Below are 18,826 nucleotides of genomic sequence, written 5' to 3' on the forward strand. Positions count from 1 at the left end.
TCAATTTAAACGCTCAATACGTTTCGCCCCGTATTGATAAACGAAACCGATACTAAATACTATGCTTACGACTAGTAAAATTCCCGTCATCATGAAATCTTTCGTAGCAAGGGCAAATATAATTGTAAATATAACGCTACCTGTAAGAAGAATTGCATTTAATAAAGTAAGAAAATCTTTCTTCTTCTCTTCTCCCCCTACTGGATACAAATCAAGCCAAATTTTCATGCGGTGATGTTTCCATAAAGTTAATAGCTGATAACCGATTAAATATAGGAAGATAAGGCTTACGATAAATCGTCCATATAAAAACGGAATGAAGTACAAAATAACTCCTCCAAGTGCAAGCAAACGCACATATAAACCGAAATAGTTACCAGATCGTAGAAACGTTCTCGTATATAAGTATAAATATGTACGCTTCTCACCAATCATCGAAAGAATGAAATCAAGCCATTTTCTCCGTGCTACTCTCTCTTTTAATGCTGGTACATCAACGAACATATTCGCGATGCGGTACAGCAGCAGCATCTTCTTACCTTCTTCAGAAATTAAATACTCCCAGTTTAGCGGCTTTCCCTTCACCATTTGATGCAGTACTACGAGGTATAACACCATGAGAAGGACGATTCCACCAATAAACATAACGGAAGTACGCTCTACAAGGAAATAAACAAATAAGCCGTTTAAAATAAAACGAATGAACCAATCAGCTCTTTGTATATTTTGGTCTGTTAAAAATGACTTTTCCCACGCTACGAATAAGTTCCACGCTTTAACAATGACAAACGCGAGTACAATCCATATGTAAGCCGCTCCTGTTTGCTTCATTTGCTGGAAGTATAACGGAGCAAGCGCTGCCGCTACGATGGCGACTATGTATAACTGAATCATGAACGTAAAAAGAAACGCCTTTGTAAAGTATGGTTTTAATTTTTGTTCAACTGGCAGCAAGTAAACGAGATCCGCTTCTTTTAATAACGTTTGGATTGATCCGGCCGTTAATACGAGTCCAAGCAACACTGCCATAACGAGCGCCGCCGGAAACGAAGGTGTTAACGTTTGTAACCATTGCTGGTAATAGTACGCTCCTGCGCCGATGATGAATACGAAAATAAATTTTAAATGATCATTAAATACGTATTTACTATATGTACGAACTTCTTTTAGAAAGTGACGAAATCGTTCTTTCCATAATGCTGTGCTATTCATAATCTTCTTCCTTCGTTAATGCAATATAAATATCATCTAACGTTGCACCTGGCATATTAAACTGTGATTGCAGTTCAGATAATGTTCCCTTCGCTCTCACTTCACCTTGATGCAGAATAATGAATGAATCACAATAACGCTCTGCTGTCGCTAAAATATGTGTACTCATTAAAATGCCCGCGCCGCTCTTTTTCATTTGATCCATCATTTGAAGGAGTGATTGAATTGCTAACGGATCAAGCCCAACGAAAGGTTCGTCCACAATGTAAAGAGATGGCTCCACTAAAAACGCACTCATAATCATTACCTTTTGTTTCATCCCTTTTGAGAAATGAGACGGAAACCATTTTAAACGATTTTTCATGCGAAATTCTTGTAATAGTTGTCCTACGCGTTCTTCATATTGTTTTTCATCTACACCATACGCCATCGCTGTTAACTTCAAATGTTCTTCTAGCGTTAGCTCATCATATAATACTGGTGTTTCTGGGATGAACGAAAAACTAGAACGGTACGCTGTCATATCGTCACGAATTGTTTTTCCATTAATTGTGACAGCTCCTTTTTTCGGTTCCATTAAACCGATAATATGTTTAATCGTCGTACTTTTACCCGCTCCATTTAAACCGATTAAGCCGACAAGTTCGCCTTTATTAACAGAGAACGAAACATCTTTTAGTACAGGTCGTTTCGTATATCCTCCTGTAACATTTTCTACACGCAATAACTCGCTCATACGACACCACTTTCTTCATTTATATTCGTTCTATATTCATCTTACCAAAAATTACGCTGTACTACATAGTATCGATGCGTTCAAAAAAAATTTAAATTTGTTCGCATATATTTTTACGAAAGCGGACATCATAATTATTGAAGAAGGAACACATTGAAAAAGCAACCACCTATTGATGAGTACAACAACATAGTGAAGTCATCATGAAATGGGGTGTCCATGTTGGACAAAGAAATTTACACATAACCAGATCATTTGTTTCATTTTCGAAACGGGGTGTCTCCGAAAGAGCATATACTGTTTTAAAAAATAAACAATTTCATTTTATAAAAGATTGCAATTCATTTCACTTGAAAATGGGGTGTCTGCGGCAGAAACTTTAGCCGATTTACCGTGCATTTCTTAAATAAATGAGGTGTCTGCGAAACGTAAATTACGATAATGCTTTTTCAATCCCTCTTCAGAAAACAGGAAGCTGAGTCAGCTTCCTGTTTTTCGTGTTTGTTCTCTTATGTAATTATGGTAAAATACGGCTAAGGATACTTGAAAGGATGAGATCAATGAATCATACAGCGGATAATTGTATTTTTTGTAAAATTATTGACGGGCAAATCCCTTGCTCAAAAGTATACGAAGATGAACATGTGCTTGCATTTTTAGATATTAGTCAAGTAACAAAAGGACATACCCTAGTTATTCCAAAAGTTCACAAACAAGACATTTTTGCGTTAACGCCAGAAATCGCATCACACATTTTTTCTGTCGTTCCGAAAATCGCAAATGCGATTAAAGCAGAGTTTAATCCAGTTGGCTTTAACCTACTTAACAATAACGGCGAGAAAGCTGGACAAACTGTGTTCCACTTCCACCTTCATTTAATTCCACGCTACGGTGAAAACGATGGTTTCGGTGCTGTTTGGAAATCACATCAAAATGAATACACAATGGAAAATTTACAAAACATCGCAAGTACAATTGCAAATAGTGTGAAATAGTGACACTATAATAAGAAGTAATACATAACAAGCCAATTTCCTAACGTGATTAAATATTGCACGGCTTGTTTCTTCACTCAAGATGCTAGGGAATGTGCACCGCACACTTTTCTTTCCCTTGTCTTAAAGATATGCATATTTTTTCACATCATGAATACGAACAAAAAATAAGGAGGTCTCCTTTTATGTCAAAAGCTAAATCCTTTATTACAGGCGTCATTTGCGGCGGAGCAGTTGCTGGACTAGCCGTTCTTTTCTCTACTCCTTCTTCTGGCAAAGCAATGCGCGGTAAGTTAAAAGAAAAAGGAAATGATATTAAAAAGACTTTAGCTGATATTACAGCTGATACAAAATTATTAAAACGTCAAATCGTTGAAACTGCTTCAGAAGGTAAAGAAGTGTTTCAAGAATTAAAAGAAGATATGCAAGATACAATTTCGAACTGGAAGCAAGATATTTCTCAAAACAAGCGACACATCGAGAGAGAGATTTTGGACATTCAAAAATCAATTGAGAAACTACAAGAAGCTGTTCCAGAAAAAGCGTAAACAAATTCCTGCTTAGTTTTTTGCATATAACAAATATTTTTTATATAAATTGACCTTAATACGGCATATCACACAGATATGCCGTGTTTTTATGCATTTACAATATATGTTATCAATTAACATGTATGGACAACACATGTATTCGCGACTCATAAAACGCTTCCATGGTTATGCATGATTTGTATAGAATGTCATTTTTCCGAAAAATTTTCACAATTCTCACAAAAAGACTTTATTAATTTTTATTTTACTGGCATAATAGATAGTAATGAAAAAGAATGTTAAAGTGGGTGAGTAAATGAAAAGTGGAGAAAAAGATTACTCGGTAAAAGAAGCGATGATTTTCAGCCAACGCATTGCTCAATTATCGAAAGCGTTATGGAAATGTGTAGAGAAAGATTGGCAACAGTGGATTAAGCCTTACGATTTAAACATTAATGAGCATCATATTTTATCAATCGCTTATCATTTAAAAGGGGCTTCTATTTCTGAGATTGCTAAGTTTGGAGTTATGCACGTATCAACGGCGTTTAACTTCTCGAAGAAGCTGGAAGAACGCGGCTATCTTGTATTCTCAAAAAAAGAAGATGATAAACGAAATACGTACATTGAGATTACAGACAAAGGGGAAGAATTACTACTTCGCTTAATGGAGGAGTATGATCCTGAAAATAACTCTGTATTTAATGGGGCTCTTGCACTTCGTAATTTTTACGGTAAGTTCCCAGAAAATATCGAACTTATCGCTATCTTGCGTAATATTTACGGACAAGACTTCATCGATATTTTTGAGAAATCATTAGAGAATATTGAGGAGAACTTTACGGAATCCGATCAGAAGTTAGTTAAGAAGTAATCTATTTATTTTTTCGCAATCATGCTTAAGAATTCATTCATAAGCGGCTTAAATAAACCTTGTTTTGCTAGCGCTTCCGCAGTTTCGTGTACTTCGAGCTGATGTGGAAGCGCTTTTTCAAATTGATCTAACAGCGCATCGAACAAAAGAAGCCCTTCTGCCTTCTCCACTACATATTGCTCGTTCAGTATTTCACAAAGATTTAGTATACGTTCAATATCTTTTTTACGAGCTTTTTTCTTTATGATCAAAGAATAAAATGGACACTTTTCTTCATCAATCATTTTAAATAGTAGGTCTACGTAGTATTCAGCTTGTTCTAATCTTCTAACAACGTCCATTTTCTCCCTCACTTTCTAACACAAAGTCTTCTATTTCTGAATTTTATAACACGAACAAAATATCGTATGATACAATATATAAAGTATATGTATTTTAGCCAAAAGGAGGTCTCGCCTCATGACACTTATAACAGTTGTTTTTGTCGCATTCGCACTTCTTGTTATATTTTACACGAATTTCATGACACATACACTGTGTGAACGAAAACAAATATCTGCGAGCCGCCAACCCGGTGTCTTTCGGGTTATTAATGTATGTATAACAATTTTATTAATTTCTAGTTATATAGAAATTATATTTCATGGAAAGTGAGGAAGGAAAGCCCCTTCCTCACTTTTTTCCTCTATAAGCAAATTATACCTACTATAACCAATAAAATAAACAGTACAAGTAATAAAATAAGTTGAGAATTCATCCCCATCCCCTCCTCTTTTCTGTATATGCGGCATGCGCCCAATATGGAACACCTTCAAAATCTGACACGCACTGGTTAATTTTTCTTTATCAATATGAAATCGAGTCGAAATATGATATATTAAATTTTGTACATATTGCTTATACTATGAAATAAATGACACGCATCTTAACTTTATCCTCAAGCCTCGGTAAGCCCTGTTAAGCGCGCTTTACCAATATACAAAGCAAAAGTATCAGTGAGACTTGATCGGGCTCTTATGAACTAAAATTCATTGGTGTAGGATAAATTAAAAATACATAATAGTAGGAGTGTTTATCGAATGAAGAAAGCTATGCTTGCCTTAGCCGCAACAAGTGTAATCGCATTATCAGCATGTGGAACAGGATCATCATCAGACAAAGTTGTTACTTCTAAAGCTGGTGACATTACAAAAGAAGATTTCTACACGCAAATGAAACAACAATATGGTAAACAAGTACTAAACAACATGGTTATGGAAAAAGTACTTATTAAAAACTACAAAGTTGAAGACAAAGATGTAGACAAAAAGTTCGATGAAATGAAAAAACAATACGGTGATCAATTCGATACACTATTAAAACAACAAGGTATTAAAGAAGAAACGATAAAAAATGGTGTGCGTGCTCAATTAGCTCAAGAAAAAGCTATCGAGAAAACAATCACTGATAAAGAATTAAAAGAAAACTACAAGCCTGAAATTAAAGCAAGCCACATCCTTGTAAAAGATGAAGCTACTGCGAAAAAGGTAAAAGAAGAACTTGGACAAGGTAAATCTTTCGAAGAGTTAGCGAAACAATACTCTGAAGATACTGGTTCAAAAGAAAAAGGCGGAGACCTTGGCTACTTTACTGCTGGTAAAATGGTTAAAGAATTCGAAGATGCTGCTTACAAGCTGAAAAAAGATGAAGTAAGCGAACCTGTGAAATCACAATTCGGTTACCACATCATTAAAGTAACAGACATTAAAGAACAAAAACCATTTGATGAAGTAAAAGGCGACATCAAAAAAGATCTAGTTCAGAAGAAAGCACAAGATGCTGCATTCATGAATGATCTTATGATGAAAGAAATCAAAAAAGCTGACGTAAAAGTTGACGATAAAGATTTAAAAGATCTTTTCGAAGAGAAAAAAGCTGACGCTAAGAAAGACGAAAAGAAATAATGAAAAGCTCGGGATTAGCCCGAGCTTTTTTATGTATCCTCTTCATTAACGAAAGTTTATTTTGTCATTCATTTAACTAAAACCATCTTTTATGCATTTCACTTAAAAACGTTTCTGTTATTTTACATCCAGAACTTTCTCCGATAATAGAATCAATCCCGCAATGTGGACAAACTGCTGTGTTATCATCATCCCACCACTCTGTAATTTTGTTTGGATGGAAAATTTCTAAACAATAGAAACAACCACATATAACATCCTTTTCTAAGTGCTTTCTATTACGAGAACAAAAACGATGTGCTTCCTCAAAATATTTTTCCATCAGTATCCCCCTATTCCTGATTTTCTTCTTTGGTTTACTTACATTCTTCTCAATAAAATTACAATTCTCCCTTAAAGAAAAACACAATAAACCTCGATTCACGCCACACGGAACCAAGGTTTATCTTATTATCATTGATTAAATTCAAAAACTATGTTAAATTAGTACAGAAACACGTTTTACAAAATACAAAGAACGTATTTATCCGTATCTTAATTGTACACCAAAAAACATCTTCAGTCAACCTCTATTTTTCACTTTTAAAGGAGTGCTTACGTATGAACAAAAAACTTGATTTAGAGCAAAAACGATTGGATACCGTAATTGAAACGATTACGGAGCAAATTGATAAACTGGAAAACGAAACTGGCAGACGCCGGGCAGAAGTAATCAATATTCGTAAACACTTTTGGGATGACGTGAAAGTGAATACTGATACTTTCGATGATTATCTTGAAACAGTTATCAACTTGAGACAACAAGCTCAGTCACTAGCTGTCACACAAATTACCCATAAGCACACCTTTAATCGACTTGCCGCATTAAGACGCATGCATAAAGCACCTTATTTCGGACGAATTGATTTCAAAGAAGAAGGAGAATCTGCCGCGGATCAAATTTATATCGGCGTCGCTACACTTACTGATGCAAGCGGAGAAAACTTCCTTATATATGACTGGCGCGCACCTATTTCGAGTGTGTACTACGATTATCCACCAGGACCGGCTGAATACAGTACACCAGGCGGCGTAATCCACGGTAATGTGGAGAAAAAATTACAATACATTATTCAAAATGGCGAGATTGATTCTATGTTCGATACGAGCCTTACAATTGGTGATGAAATCTTGCAACAAGCGCTCGGAAAAGGTACAAACAAACATATGCAAAGCATCGTTGCTACGATTCAGCGCGAGCAAAATGAAATTATCCGTCACGATGAAGGCCGACTCCTTATCGTGCAAGGTGCTGCTGGTAGTGGTAAAACGTCAGCTGCCCTGCAACGAATCGCCTACTTACTATATAAATATCGCGAATGGCTAAAAGCGGATCAAATTATTCTCTTCTCCCCTAACTCTATGTTCAATAGCTACGTTTCTAACGTACTACCTGAACTTGGCGAAGAAAATATGCAGCAAGTGACATTCCAAGAATATTTAAACCATAGACTAAGTAAAGCATTTGACGTTGAAGATCCCTATGAACAATTAGAATATATGTTAACTGAAACAGATAGCCCTATCTATAAAACGAGAAATGCGAGCATTCGATTTAAGGCATCTACTCAATTTTTTGAAATGATTCGAGCGTACAGACAATCTCTTGAATCTTCAGGCATGCTATTTAGAGGAATGAAGTTTAGAGGAAAGTTAATTGTTTCTGCTAAAGAAATTACAGAACAATTTTACAACACTGACTCCTCCCTCCGCTTCCATAATCGAATTGAAAAGTTAACAGATTGGCTCAATAAACAAATAGATGAAATTGAAAAAACAGAACTGAAAAAGCCTTGGGTAGAAGAAGAAATTGAATTACTGAGTAAAGATGAATATCAAAAGGCTTATAAATATTTACAGAAAAAAGGCGAGTTTGACGACAATTCCTTTCATGATTTCGAGAAAGAAACGAAAGTACTTGGACGTATGATTGTCCGTAAAAAATTAAAGCCCCTTCGTAAAGGTGTTCAAACATTGCGTTTCATCAATTTCACAGGCATATATAAACAACTCTTCACAGATGCATCATGGGTTACTGGGGAAAAACCGAAAGATTGGGATGATATTTGCTCCTTAACAGTAAACATGCTTGATGAAGGAAAACTATATTACGAGGATGCGACGCCATTTTTACTTTTAAAAGAGTTAATTGAAGGCTTCCAAACGAATAGATCGATTAAACACGTACTCGTAGATGAAGCGCAAGATTATTCACCGTTTCAGTTTGAGTTCTTAAAACGTCTCTTCCCTGCTGCAAGAATGACTGTACTCGGAGACTTTAACCAAGCAATATTTGCCCATGCGAGTGAGACAGTGAATTTCAACACACTTACTAGCTTATACGGACCAGACGAAACGAACGGCATCAACTTAACTCGTAGCTATCGCTCAACAAAACCAATTATTGAATTTACACGCGCTCTCGTACCAGAAGGAGAGAACATTCACGCTTTTGAACGTGACGGCGAAAAACCTACAGTGACGAAAGTATCGAATATCAGCGAACTGCACGAACATATTACTGCCAAAGTTGCTGCACTACAAAAAGAGCAGCACAATACGATTGCAATTATATGTAAATCCGCCGCTGAAAGCGCCGCTGCCTACGAAGCACTTCGTCATATCGACAATATTAAACTTGTGAAAAGTAACTCAGCCGAGTATGAGCAAGGCATTGTCGTAATCCCTGCTTACTTAGCGAAAGGTATCGAATTTGATGCTGTTATTATTTACGATGCTTCTAAAGATGTATACAGCGATGAGAGCGTTCGTAGATTGTTCTACACTGCTTGCACGCGCGCAATGCATGAATTGCAACTTTATAGCGTTGGTGAGGTTAGTCCTTTTATACTCGGGGCTGATTCGGAGAGTTTTGAACTTATTACACCTTGATAATTTGAAATGAACTTAAAGAGTGGCACATGAAAAAACACCTCCTGGATCCGTATACTAAGTATGCAAATTCAGTGGAGGTGTTTTTCTATCATTTATACTTGTAAAATGCTTTCTATTTCTTCTAAATGTAAATTTGTAAACTTTGCAATATCTTCGATTGGCATTCCATTTTTATGCATTCCACGAATTAATTGAATATTACCTTCTTCAATCCCCTCTTTCTTTCCTTCATTACGAGCATGAGCAAACTTTGCGGCTTCATCCATCAAAGCTTTCTCTCTTGCTTCATATGCTTGTCGAAAAGAAGAATCTTGACTCATACGCTCCCATTTATTCATCGCTTTTTGTAAAATCGGGTCTTGGTTCATCGCAATGTCCTCCAATGTTTGGGTTAGTTGTTCATCCTCGTTTGCCGGAAGTAATAATAACCAACGAACAAACAAATCTTCCCAGGGATTTACTTGTTCATTCCGCCACTGTTGCATAAGTTTCGTAATCTCTACGATATGAACTTCGATATCACTACTCAATATTTTATATTGTTGTCAATTCCATAAGACTCCTGTTGTATAGAATGCCTCGTATTCAGGAAACATAACGAAATTTAACAAATTGATTGTAATTGTTTTATGAAGAGAGCTGTATGGCATTCCTTTTTGAAGCTGAGATGTGTATAACCTTCCCCAATAATATAAATTGCGTTTAATCATATCATGATTATTATTGAGTTGTATTTCTACGTTGACTTTTGTTCCTGTGTCTAATGTAGCTGAAATATCTAAAATAGATAACTTATCTTCTTCATGTTCCCTGTGTAAATGTGGATCTGCTAATTGTAATGAAACAATGGGCGATTCTAAAGAATCCTGTAACATCGCATTTAAAAAAGCACTTAAAATATCTTCATTTCCACTTGTGCCAAATAGTTGTTTAAACGCAAAATCAATACGTAAATTCACTAATTGTTGGCTGGACATGAGTTTTTCTCTCCCCATCTCATAAGAGGCTTTTCTTTTATTGTACATAAAATAGTGATACGCATGCAAACAAACACTTACTTAAATTTCTTAAAACGACCTGTATTTGCAGGTTATAACATCGTCTCTCATGATGCAGACATACTTACGATTGATGTACTTCTTTCTTCACCTTTATTGGATCCTAAAACTTCTGAAAAAGATGCGGAAGAATACTCTTATTTACAACAGCTAGCTGAATCAATTTCTCGTTCTGAATTATGTATATCTATTAAAGCGAGTTCAATTATTTAAACATTAAAAAGAGGGTTATTTATCATAACCCTCTTCCCTACTATCTATTTACGCTTTTGAAACAACACAATTAAGACCGGTAATATGGTTAAAGCGCAGAATAAAGAAAGTGTTGTATCGATAACAGTTGTAATACCAAATTCACGTAAGACTGGGAAGTTAACAAAAATTAACGTTGAAAACCCAACAATTACAGTTAATCCGGAAGCGGTAATAGCTTGCCCCACTTTTGAAAGAGAGACGCGAATTGCTTCTTTGGGAGACAGTCCCTTCGCCTCTTCTTCACGATATCTTTCCATAATAAGAATCGTAAACTCTGTTCCAATTCCAAGTACAAGGCAGCTTAGCGCTGTTGTTAGCGGATTATATGAAATATCGAGTAGTTTTAAAGCACCAGGCGAAAATCCTAATACTAAAACAATTGGTATTAATGGATATAATGCATGTTTTACGCGGCGATACACAAGGAGTAAAGATAAGAAAATAATGAGCAGCCCCGCACCAATCATTAATTCACTATTTGCACCAATGTTATCAATACCATACAGCATCATAACTTGCGCGCCCGCTGGCTTCATTTTCACACCATCTATCGGTTTCATATCCTTTGATATGTTATGCATCAATTTCAATTGCTCAGCAGAAGAAAGATCTGGATTCACTTGGAACTGAACTGTTGCGTATTTTTTATTCTTACTTATAACAGTTTCTTTCAAAGAGTTTGGCACGTTTTCAAGTTCATTTGCTACTTGTGCAGTAGATTTTGGCAACGCACTTTTCCCATTGATTTGCAAAATAACTTTAGGCAGTGATATAACATCACTCACATCTTTATATTTGTTTTCAATCTTTTCACTTTCATTATGCATCCGAGACATTACTTTCGGTTCCGTGACATCCTCTGCTTCTACTAAATACGTAATATATGTTGTAGAGCCAACTATCTTTTGTAATTGTTTCGTATTTTTTAATGTCTCCATATTTTGCGGAATCATTTTTGTTAAGTCTGTTTCAGTTGGTATAGACTTTTCTGCTATAAATCCAAGACCAGATAAAATAACGGAAACAATTAAAATAGGAATTGCGAGTTTCATAGCTAGATTCGCATATTGATCTAAGAAACGTGATAGCATTGTATTTTTATCTGCATCACTTTTTAATGTTGGTGCTACTTTTTTGCGATCTAATAAGTAGAATGTTGAGAACATCAATAATAGTTCAATAACGTAACAGAATAATACACCAATCGCTAACGTTAATCCAAATTGTTGCATCATCGGCGCTTTCGATACATACATCGTCAGGAAGCTTAAACTCATAATGACAACTGCAATCCCTACGCCAGGTCCAATATGACGAACGGCATGTAATGTTGCAAGTTTCGCATTACATCCACTCGTTTTATATTCCTCTTCATATCTATTATGGAATTGAATACCGAAGTCAGTACCGAGCCCTATAATGATTGGTAGTGTCGCCATTGTTGCGAGTGTAATCGGGATTCCGGCCCATCCCATGAAACCAAATGTCCATATTAATCCGATTAACACAAAGGCTAATGAAATAATACGACGTCTTACCGGGAAGACGAAGAATAGTACAACAATCATTAATAGAACCGCTAAGCCGAGCATGATTCCTAATGTCGTTATAACCTCTTCTTGAATATCCCCTAAAATCGCAGGCATTCCAGCTACTTTCACTGTTACACCTTGACTGAAGTTCGTATTTTTAATAAGTTCGTTTAGCTCCTTATTCATACGTACATACGTCGTCATCTCTGTATTATTTGATGTATGAAGTTGAATCACAACATGTTTTCCATTCTCAGGAATGAGTTGTTTCAATTGGTCTGGTACTTTTCCTTTATTTGAAAAGACGATTTCATGAAGTAAATCATTGTTCATATGTTGAACATTCGGTAGAGCTTTCAAAATATCTCGTTGCATATGATCTTTTTGCTGTTCTGTTAAAATGCTTTGCGTATACTTTGCAACTTCATCATTTTGCTTTTCCGTTAAAACAGATTCTGTTATTCTCTCTTGCTCATCAGCTGTAGGCGGATGTCCGAGCACGATTAATTGTTTTTGTATTTCTTGCATTTGTTCAGCTACAAGTTGTTGCTGAATAAATACTCCCATTTTTTCACGTTGCTCATTCGTTAAGCTGCTTTTGACGTTATTATTAATTTCATTCATTTTTTCGCTTGAAATAGAGTTTTTCAAAGCTATTTCTAGTTTTTCATTTGTTACTCCTGTATCAAATGCTGAAAAAGAAGGAGCAGGAGCGGATAACATTTCATTTAATAAGCCAACATAATGCGTTGATCCGGTAATATCTTTTATACCTTCTGCTTTTTTAGTGAATTCTACAATTGCTTTATTTGTTTCTTGTGAAAGCAATGTATCGCTCTCTCCACTAAGCAATACGTATATACCATCCCCGCCAAAATGTTTTTGGTACGTTTCTGTATCCTTATAAACATCAGATGTATTACTTAGAAATACATCATTCCCCATCTTCATCTCAATTTTCGTTATACCAAATACGAAAAATATCGTTAAACATAATATAAGTGCAATATTCATCTTTGCGTACTTGATGATAAACCGTCCAATTGCATCAAAAACCTTATTCATATTTTTCTTTCCTCCTTTGCTATGCTCAATAATTTATCATAGGCTTTAGAGGAAAACGATGAATAAAAATGAATATATGTCTCGAAATAAGACATATGTCTTATTTTGGTTCATTTATGAGAAAATTGTTAACGATATGGATGAGTTCTTCTTTTGAATACGGATATTCATTATTTACCCATTTTTTTACGATCTCAAAAAATCCACTACAATAAAAATCACACAACACATTTGGATAATCTGAATTTTGGATTTGTCTTGAAAGAGGGTCGTTATATTGCGTTGCATTTTCATGTAAAGCCTCCCCACCAAGTTGAATCAACTTATCATATAATTCACGGCTATTATTTTTACTCGTAACGTTAAAAAACAACGCACGATTCACATCTATGTAGTCAATTACTTCTTCAAAAAATGTACGTTCCAAATTCAAACCTTGCTTCGTTTGTTCAAATAGCTCTATGGCGATAGCATTTATCGTGGCACTAAAGAGCTCATACTTATCAACGTAATAACGGTAAAACGTACTTCTATGAATCATTGCTTTTTCGCAAATATGATTAATCGTAATGGCTGAAAATGGTTTTTCTTTTAATAGTTCTATGAAAGTGTTCGTTATTAAAATTTGTGTACGTAAACGCGTGAGGTTACTCAATTTATTTGTCCTCCCTGTAACTTTTGTTGTTCTTTTAGTATGCCGTAGTTGGTTATAATAGTGAATTCTTTTTGCATATTACAAAAAACACCTTGATAATTATCAAGGTGTTTCTTCCCTTCTAGACGACATATCTTTACGCCGATATACACTCAGCACGATCCCCATTATAAGCGCATGAAATACAGTCGGCGTTAATCCGTAGCTAATAAAAGGTAAGGATATAGCAGCATGAGGCAATAATCCTAGTATCATTCCAACATTATAAATGAACTGGAATACAAAAAGAGTCACTCCACCAACGAGCAGCAATTTACCGTACCGATCATTTATTATATAAGATATGACTATTAATCTTGCTGCAAAAAGAGAAAGAACGAAGATAAGAACTAGCGCAAGCCAATACCCATAATAGTAAGTCAAACTCGCAAATACAAAATCAGTATCTCCAGCAGGAATGAACCTTGTATCTCCAGCTGTACCAAACCAACCTGCTGACGATATTACCTCTTTTAAACGTATATACATAAACCCTGCGCCACGTGCATCACGCTCTGGATTTATATACCCTAAAAATCTCTCCAAGTAGTATCTTTTTGCTGAGGCCATAGAAAAGGATACCTTAATAATAAATAAACAAATTGGTACAACCGTAATAATCAATGCCTTTTTCTTTCCTAACTTACTCCACCAAAGCATAACGAATACCATCGTGATATAAATAAAAATTGTTGAAATATCTGATCCAAATAAAAATAAGTACAAAGAAAATAAATATAAAACCACAAAGTATCTAACTTTCAACCTACTATTATTGAAAAAAGAAGCCCAAGCTAGAAAAAAGAATGGCAATACCATTAAACGACCAATTGCAACTGGACCAATTTTTATTAACGGTTCTCCATTCACGTAAGCACTCGGAAAACAATTTAATATTAACAAGATAAGCGCACCAATTGTATAAAACAACCATCCTAATCTCTCTAACTTCCGATAATCAATCAGCATCATCCCTAACGCTGTTGCAATACCAAGAACAACAGATATCACCTTATCCATTAGTAAATCATTCATATATCCAAAAGCTATAACCGGCAAAAACCCTATCCCCATAGCAGCCACTAATAAAATAAGTAAAAACCAATCCACCTTTGGCTTATGAAGTTTATTAAGTTCTTGCCCCAGTTTAATCGGACTTCCCATTTGTTCCACAGCTTTATTTTCAGCAACTTCCTCACTTAATCCCTTTTCTATCCATGTGTTCTTCGCCTGTTTTAAGTGAAAATCTAGTTCAGTTGCTACGAAGCTCTTTGCTTCTTTTGATTTAATATGATTCGTAACTTCGCTTACAAAACGATCCCCTTTTTTATTCAATTTCGCCTCACTCCTGTACTAATCCTTTTAATATAAATCGTGCCTTCGTAGCATTTTTCTCTGCCTTTCGCAGCATCTTATTTCCTTTATCATTTAATTGATAATATTTAGCTCCAGAATGATCCCAGCTTGATTGGATAAAACGATTCTGTTCCAGGCGATGTAATACGGTATATAAAAACCCTTCATTTCCTTCGAATTTTCGAATCCCTCTTCCTCGTAGCAGCTGTGACAATTCGTATCCTGTTTTTTCATTACTGAGGAGTTGTAAAATCGCTAAAGAGATGTCCTCTTCCTTCTCGTTTGAAGCATTGATTTTTTCGCGCACCTGCTTTCGATATTGATCAGAAAAACTCAAATGTTTAAACGTTGTATTCTCCATTGATTTCCGCAAGCCTTTTAATCGATCTTCCATTTGATTATTCCTCCAATCCTTTCTTCAAAAGCTCCTTCGCTTTTTTCAGTCTCGTTTTTATCGTATTTTCCTTCACTTCTATTACTGTAGCAATCTCTCTAATTGATAATTCTTCATAATAAAATAGATAAATGACTTCTCGATATTTTATCGGTAAATTCATTACCGCAGAAGCCAGTTCACGGTCCTCCGCATTTTGCATGACAGTTTGTTCGACACTATCATTTTGAACCCCCATATAAGCAGATTCATCCTCTGTCACGATCACTTTTTTGTTATACCAACTTTTTATATAGTCCTTACATTGATTAATCGCAATTCTCCATAACCACGTTTTCACATTCGACTTCCCTTTGTATGTATGAAGAGATTTATAACATTTCACAAATATATCTTGCGTTACATCCTCAGCAACCTCTTTATTGTTTACATATGAATACACAAGCTGCAAGACTTCTTGCCCATACTTGTTCATGATTTCATCGATAAGGAGTTCCTTATCTTCTATTTCAAACGCTTCTATCGTTAATTCATCCACATCATTTCCTCCTTCCCATATATTAGACGACGCACTGTATGGAAAAGTTTTATAAATGTATAAAAAAATACGGATGGCAATAACGTTTTTTACACAACGCTTTCCAGATACTTACATATAATAAACCGAACAGTCGTTACAATACATTCACTTAAAGAGCGCCTCTCTCCCAAGGCGCTCTTTAAGTTTGCAATAAGGATTTTGTGTTAGTTTTCCTCATCGCTAAATTAAAAAGAGAACCCATTTAGTCGAGTCCTCCTGCTTTCTAACGCTCACTTAAAGAATCTAATATTTCATGGCCATACAAAGGTGGCTTAATAATATCAAAACCAATACATTGTGTAGTATTTGAAGTTATATACATAACGCAGCTGTTTGTTCTTGTTGATCTATTGCTTTTTCTGGTTCTGCCGTGTATTTCATTTGAATGTTGTTATCAGTATCCTTATTTTTTAGTTATGTTTATTTAACAAGAAATAAAGTTGTATATGACAAACCAACCATTTAAAACTAGGGCTTTTCATCCATTTGTCTTGTTCCCTATTTTAAAACATAATACAATTGAAATGTAACTTAATAAGCTATAACTAGTAGGTGTGGCAATCATCTCTTCCATTTTGAAAAAAAGGGGAGGTGATAAAATGATCGCGATGTTTGTAATGAAATTAATGTACGGTATCCTAACCGGAGCTGGCGTTGTCATCGGTAGAAGATACGTCGGTCCGTGGTTAATTTCTGTATACAAAAAAGCGAGAACCACCCTGCTTCGTGGAAAAGGTAAGGGCGGTTCTCGGCTAAAACGTTAATGTAATTGTCTTATAACCGCACCTACTACCACCACAATAGCAAGTTAGGTTACACAAGGCAGAAGTTTCTCAGGCTTCTGTCTTCTTTATTTTATGCAAAATTCATACTATATACTCTATCATCATTGTAACACATTTTATTTATTTTTAGTCAAGATAAAAAACACCTGAAAAGGTTCTCTTCAGGTGTTTTTCTATTTTACGCTAATGCAGCTGCTTGTTCTTGTTGGTCTACAGGAACGACAGCGTCTGTTAATGCTTTTTCTAGTTCTGCTGTGTATTTCATTTGCTCTTCTTTGCTCCAGCCTAGTTTCGCAGCCATGTAGCTGATTACTGCTTCTTTCCACTCGTATACCCAGTGGATGTTGAAGAATACAGCGCCTCTGCGGCGTACGAAGAAGTCAACTGGTTTTGCTGTCATTTCGTAATCCATTGCGTATACAAGTGGGATTAGAACGTCTAGCGGCATGTTGTATTCTTTCGCTTCGTCTTTATGTTTTTTCGCTAAGTCGAATAGTAGGTCAACGTTAGAGCCGTAGAATTTCGCGAATTCTTCTGCTTGTGCTGTCGTTAAACCGTATTTTGTACCTTCGCCTGCTTTTTTCGCAATAAATGCTGGTAATCCTTTAGAGCCATCTACATGTCCACCAGAGATCGGCATATGTTTCGTTGTGCTCTTCGGATATGCACTATGACCTTCTTTTTGTAGTAAGTTTGTTACGTAGTCTACTACCATTTCAGCCATTTTGCGGTATCCTGTTAATTTACCACCTGCGATTGTAATTAAACCAGATTCAGAAGTCCAAATTTCGTCTTTACGAGAAATTTCAGATGCGCTCTTACCTTCTTCGTAAATTAACGGACGTACACCAGCCCAGCTTGACTCGATGTCTTTTTCCGTAATTTTTACGCTTGGGAACATGTAGTTAATCGCATTAATGATGTATGTGCGATCTTCTGTTGTCATTTGTGGTACAGCTGCGTCTTTATCGTAGAACGTATCTGTTGTACCTACATAAGTTTTTCCGCCGCGAGGAATCGCGAATACCATACGTTTATCTGGTGTATCGAAGTAAATCGCTTGGCCTAATGGGAAACGTTTTTGATCAATTACTAAGTGAACACCTTTTGATAACTGAAGTACTTTTCCTTTTTTCGAGTTATCTTTTTCACGAAGTGTATCTACCCAAGGACCTGCTGCGTTTACAATTTTCTTACCGTAAACTTCGTATACTTCACCGTCTAGTAAATCGATTACACGTACACCACAAACTTTTCCATCTTTATATAAGAAACCATCTACTTTTGCGTAGTTAACAGCTTTTGCACCGCGTTCAATTGCTTCTTTCATTACTTCAATTGTAAGACGCGCATCGTCTGTACGATATTCTACGTAGTAACCGCCGCCTTTTAATCCTTCTTGTTTTACAAGAGGTTCTTTCTTCAGCGTTTCTTCACGGTTAAACATTTTTCTGCGCTCGCTTCGTTTTACACCTGCTAAGAAGTCGTATACACGAAGACCAATTGATGTACTAAATGATCCAAACGTACCGCCTGTATGGAATGGAAGTAACATCCACTCTGGTGTTGTTACATGGGGACCGTTCTCATATACGATCGCACGCTCTTTACCTACTTCTGCTACCATTTTCACTTCAAGTTGTTTTAAATAACGTAGACCACCGTGTACAAGTTTCGTTGAACGACTTGATGTACCTGCTGCAAAGTCCTGCATTTCAAACACAATTGTTGATAACCCGCGTGTTGCTCCATCTAATGCAATACCAGAACCAGTAATACCTCCACCAATTACGATCACATCTAATTCTTGTTTATTTACTCCGTTTAATACGTCTTTACGTTGTTTACTTGAAAATTTCATGGTAATTCCTCCCTTTGATAAC

At 35.9% G+C, this 18,826-nt stretch carries 17 protein-coding genes and 2 pseudogenes; 7 read left to right on the forward strand and 12 right to left on the reverse strand.

Annotated features, from left to right (window positions below; all coding sequences use genetic code 11):
- A complete protein-coding gene (ecsB, locus tag Q9B79_RS20215) occupies nt 1-1,212 on the reverse strand; it encodes an ABC transporter permease EcsB (RefSeq protein WP_306187052.1) in 1,212 nt (403 codons plus the stop codon).
- Nucleotides 1,205-1,948 (reverse strand): ABC transporter ATP-binding protein EcsA, encoded by a 744-nt coding sequence (ecsA, locus tag Q9B79_RS20220; protein WP_306187055.1) that lies wholly within the window; start codon nt 1,946-1,948, stop codon nt 1,205-1,207. The genes ecsB and ecsA overlap by 8 nt, the downstream gene beginning before the upstream one ends.
- A 560-nt stretch (nt 1,949-2,508) precedes the next feature.
- On the opposite strand from ecsA, the gene Q9B79_RS20225 reads away from it, so the two are divergent.
- From Q9B79_RS20225 to Q9B79_RS20235, 3 genes are all read left to right on the forward strand, one after another.
- A complete protein-coding gene (locus Q9B79_RS20225; RefSeq protein ID WP_001016840.1) occupies nt 2,509-2,943 on the forward strand; it encodes an HIT family protein in 435 nt (144 codons plus the stop codon).
- A 185-nt stretch (nt 2,944-3,128) separates the two neighbouring features.
- Nucleotides 3,129-3,491 (forward strand): YtxH domain-containing protein, encoded by a 363-nt coding sequence (locus Q9B79_RS20230; protein WP_306187058.1) that lies wholly within the window; start codon nt 3,129-3,131, stop codon nt 3,489-3,491.
- 298 nt (nt 3,492-3,789) lie between these two features.
- Nucleotides 3,790-4,347, forward strand: coding sequence for an HTH-type transcriptional regulator Hpr (locus Q9B79_RS20235; RefSeq protein WP_000834920.1), 558 nt, complete (start codon nt 3,790-3,792; stop codon nt 4,345-4,347).
- A gap of 5 nt (nt 4,348-4,352) precedes the next feature.
- On the opposite strand, the gene Q9B79_RS20240 is transcribed toward Q9B79_RS20235, so the two are convergent.
- Entirely contained in the window at nt 4,353-4,688 is a 336-nt protein-coding gene (locus Q9B79_RS20240) for a DUF1878 family protein (RefSeq protein WP_000383651.1), read from the reverse strand.
- 118 nt (nt 4,689-4,806) lie between these two features.
- Here Q9B79_RS20240 and Q9B79_RS20245 point away from each other — a divergent pair, with 118 nt between their 5' ends.
- Nucleotides 4,807-5,001: a hypothetical protein gene (locus tag Q9B79_RS20245; protein WP_000172692.1), complete on the forward strand. Its 195-nt coding sequence runs from the start codon at nt 4,807-4,809 to the stop codon at nt 4,999-5,001.
- 425 nt (nt 5,002-5,426) lie between these two features.
- Nucleotides 5,427-6,290, forward strand: coding sequence for a peptidylprolyl isomerase PrsA (gene prsA, locus Q9B79_RS20250; RefSeq protein WP_306187061.1), 864 nt, complete (start codon nt 5,427-5,429; stop codon nt 6,288-6,290).
- Between the two features lie 76 nt (nt 6,291-6,366).
- Here prsA and Q9B79_RS20255 read toward each other — a convergent pair whose 3' ends face one another.
- Nucleotides 6,367-6,612 (reverse strand): cytoplasmic protein, encoded by a 246-nt coding sequence (locus Q9B79_RS20255; RefSeq protein WP_306187063.1) that lies wholly within the window; start codon nt 6,610-6,612, stop codon nt 6,367-6,369.
- Nucleotides 6,613-6,890: 278 nt separating this feature from the next.
- Between Q9B79_RS20255 and helD the strand changes: the two genes are divergently transcribed.
- Nucleotides 6,891-9,221 (forward strand): RNA polymerase recycling motor HelD, encoded by a 2,331-nt coding sequence (gene helD, locus Q9B79_RS20260; RefSeq protein WP_306187065.1) that lies wholly within the window; start codon nt 6,891-6,893, stop codon nt 9,219-9,221.
- A 95-nt stretch (nt 9,222-9,316) separates the two neighbouring features.
- Here the strand turns inward: helD and Q9B79_RS20265 are convergent.
- Nucleotides 9,317-10,201: pseudogene (locus Q9B79_RS20265) on the reverse strand (Rpn family recombination-promoting nuclease/putative transposase).
- A gap of 90 nt (nt 10,202-10,291) precedes the next feature.
- Between Q9B79_RS20265 and Q9B79_RS20270 the strand changes: the two are divergent.
- Nucleotides 10,292-10,495, forward strand: a pseudogene (locus Q9B79_RS20270) (hypothetical protein); the annotation flags it as partial.
- 44 nt (nt 10,496-10,539) lie between these two features.
- Here the strand turns inward: Q9B79_RS20270 and Q9B79_RS20275 are convergent.
- The 7 genes from Q9B79_RS20275 to glpD form a co-directional block, all read right to left on the reverse strand.
- A complete protein-coding gene (locus Q9B79_RS20275; protein ID WP_306187066.1) occupies nt 10,540-13,134 on the reverse strand; it encodes an efflux RND transporter permease subunit in 2,595 nt (864 codons plus the stop codon).
- Nucleotides 13,135-13,234: 100 nt separating this feature from the next.
- Complete coding sequence (locus Q9B79_RS20280) at nt 13,235-13,789, reverse strand: TetR/AcrR family transcriptional regulator (protein WP_306187068.1); 555 nt, start codon at nt 13,787-13,789, stop codon at nt 13,235-13,237.
- Between the two features lie 102 nt (nt 13,790-13,891).
- A complete protein-coding gene (locus Q9B79_RS20285) occupies nt 13,892-15,163 on the reverse strand; it encodes an FtsW/RodA/SpoVE family cell cycle protein (protein WP_306187070.1) in 1,272 nt (423 codons plus the stop codon).
- Nucleotides 15,164-15,170: 7 nt separating this feature from the next.
- Nucleotides 15,171-15,578, reverse strand: coding sequence for a PadR family transcriptional regulator (locus Q9B79_RS20290; protein WP_306187073.1), 408 nt, complete (start codon nt 15,576-15,578; stop codon nt 15,171-15,173).
- A gap of 4 nt (nt 15,579-15,582) precedes the next feature.
- On the reverse strand, nt 15,583-16,116 hold the full coding sequence (locus Q9B79_RS20295) for a sigma-70 family RNA polymerase sigma factor (protein WP_306187075.1): 534 nt from the start codon (nt 16,114-16,116) through the stop codon (nt 15,583-15,585).
- A gap of 520 nt (nt 16,117-16,636) precedes the next feature.
- Complete coding sequence (locus tag Q9B79_RS20300; RefSeq protein WP_306187468.1) at nt 16,637-16,861, reverse strand: hypothetical protein; 225 nt, start codon at nt 16,859-16,861, stop codon at nt 16,637-16,639.
- A gap of 260 nt (nt 16,862-17,121) precedes the next feature.
- On the reverse strand, nt 17,122-18,804 hold the full coding sequence (glpD, locus tag Q9B79_RS20305; protein ID WP_306187077.1) for an aerobic glycerol-3-phosphate dehydrogenase: 1,683 nt from the start codon (nt 18,802-18,804) through the stop codon (nt 17,122-17,124).
- Between the last annotated feature and the right edge of the window lie 22 nt (nt 18,805-18,826).

Origin of the sequence: Bacillus sp. MHSD_36 (genome assembly GCF_030757775.1) — a bacterium.
Classification (GTDB): Bacteria; Bacillota; Bacilli; order Bacillales; family Bacillaceae_G; genus Bacillus_A.

Excerpts from the sequence above, each read along its gene's own strand:
- Q9B79_RS20245 (WP_000172692.1), top strand. The coding sequence starts at position 4,807 with ATGACACTTATAACAGTTGTTTTTGTCGCATTCGCACTTCTTGTTATA.
- Q9B79_RS20240 (WP_000383651.1), bottom strand. The coding sequence starts at position 4,688 with ATGGACGTTGTTAGAAGATTAGAACAAGCTGAATACTACGTAGACCTA.
- Q9B79_RS20275 (WP_306187066.1), bottom strand. The coding sequence starts at position 13,134 with ATGAATAAGGTTTTTGATGCAATTGGACGGTTTATCATCAAGTACGCA.
- ecsA (WP_306187055.1), bottom strand. The coding sequence starts at position 1,948 with ATGAGCGAGTTATTGCGTGTAGAAAATGTTACAGGAGGATATACGAAA.
- prsA (WP_306187061.1), top strand. The coding sequence starts at position 5,427 with ATGAAGAAAGCTATGCTTGCCTTAGCCGCAACAAGTGTAATCGCATTA.
- helD (WP_306187065.1), top strand. The coding sequence starts at position 6,891 with ATGAACAAAAAACTTGATTTAGAGCAAAAACGATTGGATACCGTAATT.
- Q9B79_RS20225 (WP_001016840.1), top strand. The coding sequence starts at position 2,509 with ATGAATCATACAGCGGATAATTGTATTTTTTGTAAAATTATTGACGGG.
- ecsB (WP_306187052.1), bottom strand. The coding sequence starts at position 1,212 with ATGAATAGCACAGCATTATGGAAAGAACGATTTCGTCACTTTCTAAAA.
- Q9B79_RS20230 (WP_306187058.1), top strand. The coding sequence starts at position 3,129 with ATGTCAAAAGCTAAATCCTTTATTACAGGCGTCATTTGCGGCGGAGCA.
- Q9B79_RS20235 (WP_000834920.1), top strand. The coding sequence starts at position 3,790 with ATGAAAAGTGGAGAAAAAGATTACTCGGTAAAAGAAGCGATGATTTTC.
- glpD (WP_306187077.1), bottom strand. The coding sequence starts at position 18,804 with ATGAAATTTTCAAGTAAACAACGTAAAGACGTATTAAACGGAGTAAAT.
- Q9B79_RS20255 (WP_306187063.1), bottom strand. The coding sequence starts at position 6,612 with ATGGAAAAATATTTTGAGGAAGCACATCGTTTTTGTTCTCGTAATAGA.
- Q9B79_RS20290 (WP_306187073.1), bottom strand. The coding sequence starts at position 15,578 with ATGGAAGATCGATTAAAAGGCTTGCGGAAATCAATGGAGAATACAACG.